Origin of the sequence: Novosphingobium clariflavum (genome assembly GCF_026420865.1) — a bacterium.
Lineage (GTDB): Bacteria > Pseudomonadota > Alphaproteobacteria > Sphingomonadales > Sphingomonadaceae > Novosphingobium > Novosphingobium clariflavum.
The window spans coordinates 1-12,089 of record NZ_JAPCWC010000052.1 but is presented as its reverse complement, the minus strand read 5'-3'; the positions used below and the strand labels follow the sequence as shown (position 1 = coordinate 12,089).

Sequence of the window (12,089 nt, the reverse complement as noted above, 5' to 3'; positions counted from 1 at the left end):
CCAATGGCGGCTATTGTCAAAAGCGGCCGCAGCTGCGACGTCTCAGCCAGATTGTGAAATGACTGGGGTCTGCGCTTGCACTCCATCAAATCGGGTCCGCCATCGATCGACGAATGCAGCAATTGCCGGAAGCACGAGCAATGTGAGCGCCGTGGAGGTTATGAGACCTCCGATCACGACGGTCGCCAATGGTCGTTGAACTTCCGCGCCAGTTCCGGTTGCTAGCGCCATCGGAACGAACCCGAGGCTTGCGACCAGTGCCGTCATCAGCACGGGACGCACGCGCTCCATGGCGCCATCGATGATTGCTTTGTCCCCGCCCGCACCGTCGTCCCGTCGCTTACTGATTGCGCTCATCATCACGAGGCCGTTGAGGACCGCGACGCCTGACAATGCAATAAACCCTACCGCCGCAGTGATCGAGAACGGGATGCCGCGCAACAGCAGCGCGAAGACGCCGCCCGCAAGCGCCATCGGCACGGCCGAGAACACGATGGCTGCGGGAATAAACCCGCCAAGCGCCAGATAGAGCAGCGCATAGATCGCGACGAAGCAGATCGGCACGACTATCAAAAGCCGCAGCCGTGCCGATTGCAGGCTCTCGAACGTGCCGCCCCATTCCGTGTACATGCCCGGCGGCAGCGTCATCGCCCCGATCCGTGCCTGCGCGTCCGAGACGAACCCGCCCAGATCGCGACCGCGAACATTCACCTGAACGGTGACCATGCGCTTGCCATTCTCACGGCTGATCTGGTTGAGACCCTGCGTGTAGCTGAACCGCGCCACTTCCCTCAGCGGGATCGATCGCGCGACCTGCCCGTCCGAAGCGGGCAGCATGATCGGGATAGCCCCCAGCGTTTCGAGATCGTCGCGCTGCGCGTCGGGAAGCCGGACCACGACCGAGAAGCGTCGGTCGCCTTCGAACAGAAGGCCGGCCTCGCGACCGCCGAGCGCCGCGGATACCGTGTTCGCAACCTCCTCGACCGTCAGACCGTAGCGGGCCGCCGCCAGTCGATCGATCTTGACGTCGAACGTCGGCGCACCGTCGGTCTGTTCGGCGCTGACATCTCCCGCACCGGGGATCGAGCGCAGCACGCCCGCGATGCGCCGCGCCTCACCGCTCATCTGGTCGAGATCGTCGCCATAAAGCTTGACCGCTACATCGGCGCGCACGCCCGCAATCAACTCGTTGAACCGCATCTGGATCGGCTGCTGAATCTCGGTGCGGTTGCCGATCAGCGGCTTCATCCGCGCCTCGATGCGCTTGAGGATATCCTCCTTGCTCCGCACCTCGGCCGGCCACTCACTCTCGGGCTTGGGAATGACATAGGTGTCCGAAGCATTTGGCGGCATTGGATCGGTGCCGAGATCGGCGTTGCCGTTCTTGGAAAAGACCAGCGCCACCTCGGGCAGGGTCTTGAGGGCATTCTCGATCTGGAGCTGCATCTGCGTCGACTGATCGATCGAGGCGGACGGCACCCGGAAGTTGGTGACCGTGATGTCCTTCTCGTCGAGCTGAGGCATGAACTCCTCACCGAGCAGCCCGAACGCGAGCACGGCCGCGAGGAATATGCCCGCGCCGCCGAGTACGAACGGCAAAGGGCGAGCGACTGCGCGTTCGAGCAGCGGGGCGTACTTCTCCTTGAACCATCGGATCGGCTTGACCTCTGTCTCGCTGACCTTGCCCTTGATGAGGATCGCCAGCATCGCCGGAACGAAAGTCAGCGACAGGACGAACGCGCTCGCCAGCGCGACCATGAGCGTCACCGCCATCGGCGAGAAGGTCTTGCCCTCGATACCCTGGAAGGTGAGCAACGGCACGAACACGAGGAAGATGATGAGCTGGCCATAGACAGTTGGGCGGATCATCTCCTTGGCCGCAAGCGTGGTCTCTTCAAGCCGCTCGTCCATGCTCAGCAACCGCCCTTCATGCTCCTGTCGTTCGGCAAGGCGCCGCAGGGCGTTCTCGACGATGATCACCGCGCCATCGACGATCAGGCCGAAGTCGAGGGCGCCCAGACTCATGAGATTGCCCGAGACGCCGAGGCCATTCATCCCCGCCGCCGTCATCAACATGGTGATCGGGATGACCGCCGCGGTGATCAGGGCCGCGCGGACATTGCCGAGCAGCAGGAACAGGATAACGATGACCAGCAATGCGCCTTCGACGAGGTTCTTCTCGACCGTCGCGATCGTCGCGTTGACCAGCTTCGATCGGTTGTAGACCGGCTCGGCGAAGACGTCGGGCGGCAGCGCCTTGTTAATCTCGGTCAGGCGCTCGGCGGCGCTGTTGGCGACGATGCGGCTATTCTCGCCGACCAGCATCAGCACGGTCGAGATGACCGCCTCCGATCCCATGCGACTGCCCGAGCCGGTTCGCACCGCGCCGCCGATCACGACCTGCCCGACATCCTTGACCCGCACCGGGGTGCCGCCGCGGGTCGCGACCACCGCTTCTTCGATCTCGCTGATCGAGCGGAGCCGCGCGTCGGCACGCACAAGGAAGCTTTCACCGGCGCGCCGCACATAGTTGGAGCCTGCCGACAAATTGGCCTTCTCCAGCGCATCGGCCAGCTCGGTGATCGAGAGGCCGTAGGTCGCGAGCGCATTGAGGTTCGGCTCGACCAGATATTGCTTCACATAGCCGCCGTTGGAATCGACGCCGGCAACGCCTTTCACGTTGCGCATCTGCGGACGGATGATCCAGTCCTGCACGGTGCGCAGATAGGCTGCCTTCGCCAGTTCGGTAGTCAGCCGCTCACCCTCGGGCGTGAGGTAGCTGCCGTCGGTCTGCCAGCCGGGCTTGCCATCGACATGCTCGGCACCGCCCTTGCCGTCGGGGTGACGAAAGGCGACCGAATAGAAGAAAATCTCGCCAAGGCCGGTGCTGAGCGGCGCGAGATTGGGCTGGACGCCGGCCGGAAGGCTGTCCTTCGCCTGCGCGATCCGCTCGGTCACCTGCTGGCGCGCGAAATAGATGTCGGTCGAATCCTCGAACACGGCGGTCACCTGACTGAAGCCGTTGCGCGAGAAGCTGCGCGTCATCTGCAGCCCGGGAATACCGGCGAGCGCGGTCTCGACCGGGAAGGTCACCTGTTTCTCGATATCGACTGGACCGAGCGTGGGCGCGAAGGTGCTGATCTGCACCTGCCGGTTGGTAACGTCGGGAACCGCGTCGATCGGCAGTTTGGTGATCTGCCACGCGCCGAAGCCGATGACGATGAGCGTGAGGAACGCGACGAGCCATCGTCCGCGAACCGAGAGCGCAAGGATGCGACCGATCATTCCGCCGACTCCTTCTCGAGTTCGGCCTTGAGCAGAAAGGCGTTGGTCGTAGCGATCTGTGTCCCGCCCTTGAGGCCGGAGACGATCGCGACCAGCCCGCCACTGCGCGCGCCTGCCTGCACCGTCTGCGCCCTGAACCCGGCGGCTGTGCGAACGAACACTACCGTGCGCTCGCCGAGCGTCTGCACCGCATCCTGTGGCACCATCACGCCGCTTTTGGTCGCGCCGCCACTGGCGAAGATACGCGCCTGCACGAGCTGCCCTGGCGCAAGCACGCTGCTCCCGGCACTCGCCTCGATGACGACGGTCGCCCCCCGAGTTTGCGCATCGACGACCCCGGTCGACGACCGGACCCGCCCGGCGATGATCGCGCCATCGGCGAGGCTCAACTCGACGCGGTCACGCACCCGCACGCGGGTCGCATCAGCGGGCGGCACGCTCGCCGTGATCTGCAACCGGCTGGGATCGGCGACGCGGAACAACTCAGCTTCGGCGGAGACGAACTGGCCAAGATTTGCCGACGCGGCGGTCACGCGCCCGCTGACCGGGCTCACCACTGCGACCGAGCGGCCGTCACCCGCCACCCGCGCGGCCCCTGCGGCGGCGCTGGCACGCATCGCATCTGCGCGGGCAACCGCGAGATTGGCTTCGGCGGTTTCATAATCGGCGCGCGGGCTGACGCCCTGGGCCAGCAGGCTGCGCTCGCGCGCCAGCTGCTTCGTGGCGAGCGTGACCCGGGCACTTGCCGCCGAGCGGTCGGCGGCGATCGCCGAAGCGTCGCGGCTCTCGACCAGCGCCAGCGTTTCGCCTGCGCGCACCGGATCGCCGATGCGCTTGAAGATGCGAACGACGGTACCGGCCGCGCGCGGTGTCAGCACCGCTTCGGCGTCGGGAGTCGAATCCACCGTGGCGCTGGCTGCGATCGCGGCGTCGAGTTCGCCTGAGGCAGACTGCGCCACCACGATCTGCGAGCTGCGGATACCAGCAGCGTCGATGGCGACATCGTCGCCCGGCTTCGCCTCGGCGGCGGGGGTTTGCGCAGCGGGTGGCGCGGGCTGGGTGAAACGGGCGATGCCGAACCCGGCGCCGGCGGCAAGCAGGAGAGCGACGGCGGAGCCGATATACAGGCGGTTCTTGTCGGAGGTCATGGGATCAGGTCTCCGGTGATGGTGCGGCCCTGGAGGCGGGCGAGCGTAGCGTTGGCGGCGAAGCGCGCGGCGAGCGTGTCGAGCACGACCCCGCGAGCACTGCCGAGATTGTGGCGGGCGGTGAGCAATTCGATCAGCGGTGCCTTGCCGGATTCATAGGCGATCCGGGCGAGCCGATAGGCTTCATCGGCCGTTGCGAGCGACGCTTGCGCGGCCGTCACGCGGCTCTCGCTCGCCTCGGCCTGGGCGATGGCGCCGCGCAGTTCGGCTTCGGTCTCGATCCGCGCAGCCTCGGCGCGCGAGGCCGCTCCCTGCGCCTCGGCGCGGACCGCGGCGACATTGCCGCGATTGCGGTCGAACAGCGGCAGGGGCACCGAGACCCCGACGATCATCGCGGTCGCATTGTCGCGCTCCAGACGGCGCACGCCGAGCTGCCCGGTGACGTCCGGGATTGCGCGCTTCTCCTCGACCCGGATGCGCAGCGCCGCCGCGTCGCGTTCGGCGAGCGCCAACCGGTAGATCGCCGAGCTGCCGGCATCGACCGGGCCGACGATCGCCGGCCGCTCGAACAAGGCGAGCACCGAGCCGCTGATGCCGGTAAAGGTCTGGGGCGCACCGGCAAGGGCGGACAGCCGCGCCAGCGCGCCGGTCAAATTGGCGCGTGCGAGGTCGCGATCGGCCCGCAGCGCGTTCAGCGCGGACTCGGCCTGAAGACTCCGCAATCTTGCTTCCTTGCCGACATCAACCAGCGCGCGTGCGAGCTTCAGGTCGGCCTCGGCTTCCTCGACCTCGTCATCAGCCAGTTCGACGCGGCGCTGGGCGATTTCAACCATGGCGTAGGCGAGCGCGAGATCGTGGGCATAGGTCGCCCTGGCACCCGAGGCTCTTGCTCTCGCGACGCCAACCTCGGCCTCTCCGGCAGCAATACGCGCCGAGCGCTTGCCGCCCAGTTCGAACGGCTGGTTATACTGGAGCGTGTTCTCCGCCCCGTCGAAGCCGCGATAGGGCGCGCGGCCCGCGATGTTCTCGGCCATCACGCTGACGGTCGGGTTGGGGCGGGCACGAGCCTGTTCGGCAAGCCCTTCGGCGCGAGCGACATCGGCGGCAATCGCTGCCGAACGGGGTGCGTTCTCGCTGTCGCGCAGCAAGGTGGCGAAGGGCGGCGCAACCTGCGCGCGCACTGACTGGACAAGCAGCAGCGCGCCGCTCGCGACCAGCATGCCGGTCACCGCAATGCGCGGCAGCCGGCCTGAATAGGCTCTCATGGATCAATCCCCTTAACGGCATGTCGAACGCGCGCCAGATCGGCGCCGAGCGTTCAGCCGCGTGGGGGTCGCAATATCTCGACGGGCCTCGCCGAGACCGGCAGGCTGGTGGTGACCAGCGTCCAGCGCAGCGACACGATGAACAGCGTTACGCTAACCAGCGGTCGCGAAGAGAGGTCCACGGTCTGGGCAACGGCATGAGCTGCCAGATGGAGCGCGTCCGACGGATCGGGCTGATCCGAGGGAGCATGGTCATGGTGGTCGGTATCGATGCTCGCGGCATGAACTGGCGCATGGCTGTGCGGCAGGCCGTCATGCCAGGTCGCAAGCCCGATCACGCCGATCATGGCGAGCAGTCCCAACAATGCGGCGACGCACTGCAGACGGCTCGCCGGCGCGCGGCGGGAAGCAAGGACCAACGGTCGGGCCATGGCGCGCAACCTATCGCCACGGTGCATGAGCGGCAAGTAATCCCGCACTATCGCAAATATTGCTGTCATGACCGGCGCGGCCAGCGTGGATGAAGATCGTCGATCACATAGTCGTGTCCCGACTTTCCGTGATCGCGCCAGTGCGGATGATCGGCCGGAAGATCGTCATGATTGTGTTCGACCGTGGTCGCGTCGCGTGCCGGCCAGACCAGCAAAGCCGCAACCGTACCGAAAGCCGCCAGACCCGCCATGGCGGCAAACGCCGCTGACAACCCAGAGGCCGCACCCAGCTGCCCGGCGAGCGGATAGGCTATCAGCCAGCAGACATGGCTGAGCGCGAACTGGGCCGCGAACAGGGCCGGCCGGTCCTCGGCGTTCGCCGAGCGCTTGATGAGGCGGCCCGATGGCGTGATGCTTGCCGCATAAGCCATGCCGAGGAACGGCCAACCGATGAGAATGACCGGCCATGCGAGCGAGTGGCCCGGCGCCGTCAAGCCGGCTGCGGCAAGGCCCGCGAGCAATATGGCCAGCGCCACCGACGCGATCAGCATCACGCGCCGATCGGAAAACCGGTCGAGAATGCGCGGCAGTGCAAAGGCGGCCAGCATCGAACCACCGCCATAGGCGGCGAGCGTGATCGCGACCTCGCGCTGGCCGAGCCCGAGCGCGCGGACGATCACGACCGTGTTGACGATGACCATCGCGCTCGCGGCAGCGGCGGAAAGCGTGACCGCGAGCAAGCCGCGCAGACGCGGCGTGCGCAGATAGATGCGGATGCCGCGCGTGGTCTTGGCATATATGCCGTCGCGGACGGCGGTCGATTGACTGACGAGGCTGGGCAGGCCGGAGCTGACGACGAGCGCGGCCGATGCAAGGAAGCCGAGGGCGGTGCCCGAGAACAACCAGTGGAAGTTTATCACGGTGAGCAGCGCGGCCGCCAGGACCGGACTGGTCAGTGTCTCCATGTCGTAGGCGAGCCGGGAAAGAGAGAGCGCGCGGGTATAGTCGCGCTCTTGCGGCAGCACATCGGGAATGGTCGCCTGAAAGGTCGGTGTGAACGCGGCCGATGCCGATTGCAGGACGAAGATCAGGACGTAGATCTGCCAGACTTCGCTGACGAACGGCAGGAACACCGCGACGCCGGCCCGGACGAGGTCGAGCGCCACCAGCAGGGCCTTGCGCGGTACGCGATCGGCGAAGGCGCCCGCAATCGGCGCGACGAGGATATAGGCGACCATCTTGATGGCGAGCGCCGTGCCGAGCACGGCACCGGCATTGCCGCCGGCAAGGTCATAGGCAAGCAGCCCGAGCGCCACCGTCGCGAGGCCGGTGCCGACCAGCGCGATCACTTGGGCGAGGAACAGATGGCGATAGACGCGATTGGCGAGCACCTCGAACACCCACATCCCATATCCCCCCTGGGGGATACATGTCTATCCCCCCGGGGGGATATTTTCTCGACAGCGATCGTCGCCCGTGGGATAGGATTGCATGGCCCATCAGACCCATTCCTCCCATCCCGCGATCATCAAGCGCCTCAATCGTGCGGCGGGGCACCTCAAGAGCATTGTCGGGATGATCGAGGAGGAGCGCGCCTGCGTCGACATCGCCCAGCAATTGCAGGCGGTGGAAAACGCTATCGCCAGCGCCAAGCGAGCGCTGATCAACGACCATATCGATCACTGCCTCGTCCACGCCGAGGAAGGCGAAGGCCCACAGCACGCGATCGACCAGTTCCGCGCCATCTCCAAATATTGGTGAGGGGCTCTCGTCAGCCGCGCGCGATGGCAGCCGCCCGCGCGTAACGCCGGTCGACCTCCTCCCAGTCGAGATTGGCGAACCAGGCGTCGATATATTTGGCGGCCTGCGTGCCATAGTCCATGTGGAAGCTGTGCTCGTACATATCGAGCACCAGCAGCGGAATGCCGGCGGCCGGCGCATGCATATGGTCCCACGACCAGCTGGTGCCGAGCGCGCCGGTGTGGAGATTGTAGGAGAGGATCGTCCAGCCCGATCCGCCGGCGAGCGACATGGCAGTGCGCCGATATTCGGCCTCCCAGGTCGCGAACGAGCCATAGGCGGCGTCGATCGCCTGCTTGATCCGGCCGCCCGCCTGACCGTTGCCGCCAAGCCCGTCGAAATAGAGTTCGTGCAGCACGACCGAGCCGGTCCGGTGCGCCTCTTCGCGCTTGAGACCGCCATATATCGCTGGCGGCGCATCCTTGTCGGCAAGGGCCGAGGCAAGACGCGACCGCACTGCGTTCAGCGTCTTGACCGACCCCTGATAGTTGTTCTCCCAATGCGATTTCAGCAGTCGCTCCGAAAGGCCGGGCAGCTTGGCGGGATCGAACTTGAGCGGCTTGGGCTGGAAGCTGCCGGTGAAGGCGGGTACGGGAGCGGCGACGCCCGATTGCGCAACCGCACCATCGGCTGCGGCGACGAGCAAGGCGCTCGCTCCAAGGGTTTTTACAGCACCTCGTCGTGTAACGTCGGTCATGGGCTCATACTCCTTGAGCGAAAAGGAACCAGGCCGCGCCGATCGCCGCGGAGCCGGCGAGGACGGTGAGCACACCTAGCTTGAAGCGGAAGATCGCCAGTGCGGCGGCGGCCGACAGCAGCGCCGCCGGCCAGTTGATCGAGGCCAGCACCGGCGCGTCGAAGCGGTGGCCCATGATTCCGATCGGCTGCACGCGGCCGAACAGCGTGTGGATCGCGAACCAAATGGCGAGGTTGAGGATGACGCCGACGACCGCGGCCGTGATCGCGGTCAGTGCTGCCGACAAGGCCTTGTTACCGCGCAGCCGCTCGATGAACGGCGCACCGGCAAAGATCCAGAGGAAGCACGGCACGAAGGTGACCCAGGTGGTCAGGATGGCGCCGAGCGTCGCGGCGATTAGCGGAGCCAGCCCGCCGGCATCGCGATAGGCCGCGAGGAAGCCGACGAACTGCGTGACCATGATCAACGGCCCGGGCGTGGTCTCCGCCATGCCGAGCCCGTCGAGCATCTCGCCGGGCTTGAGCCAGCCATATTGGTCGACCGCCTGCTGCGCGACGTAGGCGAGCACCGCATAGGCGCCGCCGAAGGTCACCACCGCCATCTGGCTGAAGAACGTGGCGATGCGCGCATAGACGTCGTCGGAACCAAGCAACAGGACGAGCGCCAGCACTGGTGCAAGCCAGAGCATGAGCAGCGCGCCCGAGATCTTGAGCGACCACCCGAGATTGGCGCGGGCATGCTCGGGCAGCGCTTCTCCCAGCGCGGTATCACGGTCATGCACGATCGCGCCGCCGCCCGGACCATGGCCCCCGCCGCCACGAAACGCTGGACTGCCAGATCGGCCGCCGACATAGCCGACAATGCCGGCGAGCAGCACGATCAGCGGGAACGGCGCGCCGAGGAAGAAGATCGCGACGAAGGCGGCGACGGCGATACCGCGCATGACACTGTTCTTGAGCGCGCGCGATCCGACGCGAACCACCGCTTGTACCACCACCGCCAGCACGGCGGCCTTGAGCCCGAAGAACAGGCCCTCGATCAGCGGGACATGCCCGAGTAATACGTAAACGTAACTGAGCCCGAGGATCGCGAGGAAGCCCGGCAGCACAAACAATGTGCCTGCGACCAGCCCGCCTTTCGTCTTGTGGAGCAGCCAGCCGATATAGATGGCGAGCTGTTGGGCTTCCGGCCCCGGCAGGAGCATGCAGTAGTTGAGCGCGTGGAGAAATCGCTCCTCGCCGATCCAGCGTTTCTCATCGACGAGGATGCGGTGCATCACCGCGATCTGCCCGGCCGGGCCGCCGAAACTCAGTGCTGCGATCCGCGCCCAAACCCGCACCGCTTCGCCAAAGGCAATGCCGTGATCATGCGCCTTGAGCCGGAGCGCGATCTGCTCGTCGGTGATAACGCTGCTCATCGCTCGACCCTCCGGGCACTGAAAAAGGCGTGGAACTGGTCGAGCGCATCGCCGGCCTTTGCGATACGCTCCAGATCGTCGTCGGTGGATGCGCACACGCCCGACAGCATCGCGCCGAGACCCGCTGTTTCAGGCCGGTTGAACTTGGCGTCAGCAATGTCGAGGTCGTGGATGATCTCGCCGATTGCGACGAGTCCGGCGTCTTCGCCCAGGCCTGCGCGCATGACGATGGTCTCGAAGCTGCACCGATCCTCTTCATGAGTGAACTCTGCATCGGCCATGTCGAAGCGAAGCTCTCCGGCTTCGGGCGCATAGCTGCGTCCATCGACGAACTTGAAGACTGCATTGCGGTCGATGAACCGGCGGATGAGCCAGGCACAGGCGATGCGATCGACATGCACGCCGCGCCGGGTCACCCAGGTTTTACCGATTAGATCGCGCGGTTCGTCCGAGGCCGGCATCGACCGACTGACGTCGGGATGCTGGTAGCGCTGACGGTCAAGCTCGGCGAGCGCAGCCTCGGCATCCTGCCGCCCATGTGCCCCAAAGAAGTCGAGCATTGCGGCGTCGCCGAGGCGCTTCTCCAGCTTCACGATCTCGGCGCCGCTTGCCGGCCCGGTTTCAAGCAGCAGGCGGGCCGCCTGCGCTATCTCGGAATAATCGGCATCGCGCGCGGCATCGAATAATCCGCGCACGTCGGCATCGCTCTGTCCCGCCAGCAGGATCGCATCGAGCAGGATGGCGTCGCCGCCCGCCACGACGATCTCCTCCAGCAAGACGCGTAGGGTCGCTTCGTTCGCATCGCTCTTGGGAAGGACGTGCACAGCATTCTTGAGCGGCACCGCCCCGATCGTCTGGAGCCTCCGCCAGACCTTCACCCGCAGATAGGGTGGCTTGGTCGGGAGCTGATGGAGCAGAGCCAGCCAGTTCGCAGTTTCGATCGATGCCATAATGGTGCATGTATATCATACAATGCGATTCGATAGAACACATATATCACAACTAACTTGGCTGGTATCAGCGCTGGTCGTGGCTACCGCTCCAGGCGCCGCGCAGGCGCAGCAGGCAGGCGACGGCTTGTCGCTCTCGGGCGCGATGCGCCTGCGCTACGAGGTCATCGACGGTCAGCCGCGTGTCGGATTCAATCAAAGCGATGATCTCGTGAACCTGCGCACCAACATTCTCGCCGAATATCGTTCGGACCATTGGCGTGCGGCGATCGAGCTCTACGACAGCCGCGTGTGGGGCGAGGGTGATGGGACGCCCGTCACCACCAACGAGGTCAACACGCTCGAGCCGGTCCAAGCCTATGTCGCGGGCGACTTCGACAATGTGTTCGGGAAGGGTTCGAAGCTGACGCTGACCGCCGGGCGCATGATGCTCAATCTCGGCTCGCGCCGGCTGGTCGCCGCCGACGACTATCGTAACACTACCAATGGCTATTCCGGGCTTCGCGCGGATATATCGGCGCGCGGCGGTTGGAAGGCGACGCTGATATACACGTTGCCGCAGGTTCGGCTTCCTGACGACAATGCCAGCCTGCGCAGCAGCAAGGTCAGGCTCGACCGCGAGAGTTTCGATCTCGTGCTCTGGGGCGGCCAGATCAGTAAGGCGAAGGCGATCGGCCCGGCGATGGCTGAGATGACCTATTTTCATTTGGGGGAGCGCGATGCGCCAGGCCGTCCGACCCGAGATCGGTCGCTCGATACCATCGGTGGCCGGCTCATCGCAGAACCGCGCGCCGGCAAGGTCGATTTCGAGATGGAAGCACTCTATCAGACCGGTCACATCAGCATGTCGACGGCCGCGCTTGCGCCTTCGCAGTTGGTAAGGGCGAGCTTTCTGCACGCGGATGTCGGCTTTAGCTTTGCCGGTCCTTGGAAACCGCGCCTATCGATCGAATTCGATCGGGCGAGCGGCCACAAACCAGGTGGCCATTACGGGCGCTTCGATACGCTTTTCGGCATGCGCCGCGCCGAGCTGGCACCGGCCGGCCTGTATAATGCCATCGGGCGCGCCAATCTCGTGACACCTGGTGTTCGACTA

Annotated in this window: 10 protein-coding genes; 2 read left to right on the top strand and 8 right to left on the bottom strand. The window is 65.7% G+C overall.

The annotated features are described in order from the left end of the window. Window positions 1-42: 42 nt before the first annotated feature. From OKA11_RS23740 to OKA11_RS23720, 5 genes are all read right to left on the bottom strand, one after another. On the bottom strand, window positions 43-3,285 hold the full coding sequence (locus OKA11_RS23740; protein ID WP_037516031.1) for an efflux RND transporter permease subunit: 3,243 nt from the start codon (window positions 3,283-3,285) through the stop codon (window positions 43-45). Further along, window positions 3,282-4,433 (bottom strand): efflux RND transporter periplasmic adaptor subunit, encoded by a 1,152-nt coding sequence (locus OKA11_RS23735; RefSeq protein WP_037516039.1) that lies wholly within the window; start codon window positions 4,431-4,433, stop codon window positions 3,282-3,284. The genes OKA11_RS23740 and OKA11_RS23735 overlap by 4 nt, the downstream gene beginning before the upstream one ends. Continuing rightward, window positions 4,430-5,698, bottom strand: coding sequence for a TolC family protein (locus tag OKA11_RS23730; protein WP_267224986.1), 1,269 nt, complete (start codon window positions 5,696-5,698; stop codon window positions 4,430-4,432). Before OKA11_RS23730 ends, OKA11_RS23735 begins: the two co-directional genes overlap by 4 nt. A gap of 53 nt (window positions 5,699-5,751) precedes the next feature. Next, window positions 5,752-6,129: a hypothetical protein gene (locus tag OKA11_RS23725; RefSeq protein ID WP_103097430.1), complete on the bottom strand. Its 378-nt coding sequence runs from the start codon at window positions 6,127-6,129 to the stop codon at window positions 5,752-5,754. Between the two features lie 65 nt (window positions 6,130-6,194). Then, window positions 6,195-7,535: an MFS transporter gene (locus OKA11_RS23720; RefSeq protein WP_037516048.1), complete on the bottom strand. Its 1,341-nt coding sequence runs from the start codon at window positions 7,533-7,535 to the stop codon at window positions 6,195-6,197. 85 nt (window positions 7,536-7,620) lie between these two features. On the opposite strand from OKA11_RS23720, the gene OKA11_RS23715 reads away from it, so the two are divergent. Beyond that, a complete protein-coding gene (locus tag OKA11_RS23715; RefSeq protein ID WP_037516050.1) occupies window positions 7,621-7,890 on the top strand; it encodes a metal-sensing transcriptional repressor in 270 nt (89 codons plus the stop codon). Between the two features lie 10 nt (window positions 7,891-7,900). Here OKA11_RS23715 and OKA11_RS23710 read toward each other — a convergent pair whose 3' ends face one another. Genes OKA11_RS23710 through OKA11_RS23700 form a run of 3 tightly spaced genes read right to left on the bottom strand, consistent with a single transcriptional unit; the run spans window position 7,901 to window position 10,993 of the window. Next, window positions 7,901-8,626 (bottom strand): superoxide dismutase, encoded by a 726-nt coding sequence (locus tag OKA11_RS23710; RefSeq protein ID WP_037516052.1) that lies wholly within the window; start codon window positions 8,624-8,626, stop codon window positions 7,901-7,903. A 4-nt stretch (window positions 8,627-8,630) separates the two neighbouring features. Continuing rightward, window positions 8,631-10,043 carry a chromate efflux transporter gene (gene chrA / locus OKA11_RS23705; RefSeq protein WP_037516055.1) on the bottom strand — a complete coding sequence of 471 codons (1,413 nt, stop codon included), beginning with the start codon at window positions 10,041-10,043 and terminating at the stop codon, window positions 8,631-8,633. Beyond that, the gene (locus OKA11_RS23700; RefSeq protein ID WP_080727134.1) at window positions 10,040-10,993 is read right to left on the bottom strand and encodes a chromate resistance protein ChrB domain-containing protein; all 954 of its coding nucleotides are present in this window, start codon (window positions 10,991-10,993) and stop codon (window positions 10,040-10,042) included. Before OKA11_RS23700 ends, chrA begins: the two co-directional genes overlap by 4 nt. Before the next feature lie 127 nt (window positions 10,994-11,120). On the opposite strand from OKA11_RS23700, the gene OKA11_RS23695 reads away from it, so the two are divergent. Further along, on the top strand, window positions 11,121-12,089 hold a 969-nt coding region (locus OKA11_RS23695; RefSeq protein WP_267224975.1), incomplete at its 3' end, for an alginate export family protein.

What these genes read in the sequence shown, in the direction of transcription:
- OKA11_RS23740 (WP_037516031.1), bottom strand. Translation starts at nt 3,285, where the DNA reads ATGATCGGTCGCATCCTTGCGCTCTCGGTTCGCGGACGATGGCTCGTC.
- OKA11_RS23735 (WP_037516039.1), bottom strand. Translation starts at nt 4,433, where the DNA reads ATGACCTCCGACAAGAACCGCCTGTATATCGGCTCCGCCGTCGCTCTC.
- OKA11_RS23730 (WP_267224986.1), bottom strand. Translation starts at nt 5,698, where the DNA reads ATGAGAGCCTATTCAGGCCGGCTGCCGCGCATTGCGGTGACCGGCATG.
- OKA11_RS23725 (WP_103097430.1), bottom strand. Translation starts at nt 6,129, where the DNA reads ATGGCCCGACCGTTGGTCCTTGCTTCCCGCCGCGCGCCGGCGAGCCGT.
- OKA11_RS23720 (WP_037516048.1), bottom strand. Translation starts at nt 7,535, where the DNA reads ATGTGGGTGTTCGAGGTGCTCGCCAATCGCGTCTATCGCCATCTGTTC.
- OKA11_RS23715 (WP_037516050.1), top strand. Translation starts at nt 7,621, where the DNA reads ATGGCCCATCAGACCCATTCCTCCCATCCCGCGATCATCAAGCGCCTC.
- OKA11_RS23710 (WP_037516052.1), bottom strand. Translation starts at nt 8,626, where the DNA reads ATGACCGACGTTACACGACGAGGTGCTGTAAAAACCCTTGGAGCGAGC.
- chrA (WP_037516055.1), bottom strand. Translation starts at nt 10,043, where the DNA reads ATGAGCAGCGTTATCACCGACGAGCAGATCGCGCTCCGGCTCAAGGCG.
- OKA11_RS23700 (WP_080727134.1), bottom strand. Translation starts at nt 10,993, where the DNA reads ATGGCATCGATCGAAACTGCGAACTGGCTGGCTCTGCTCCATCAGCTC.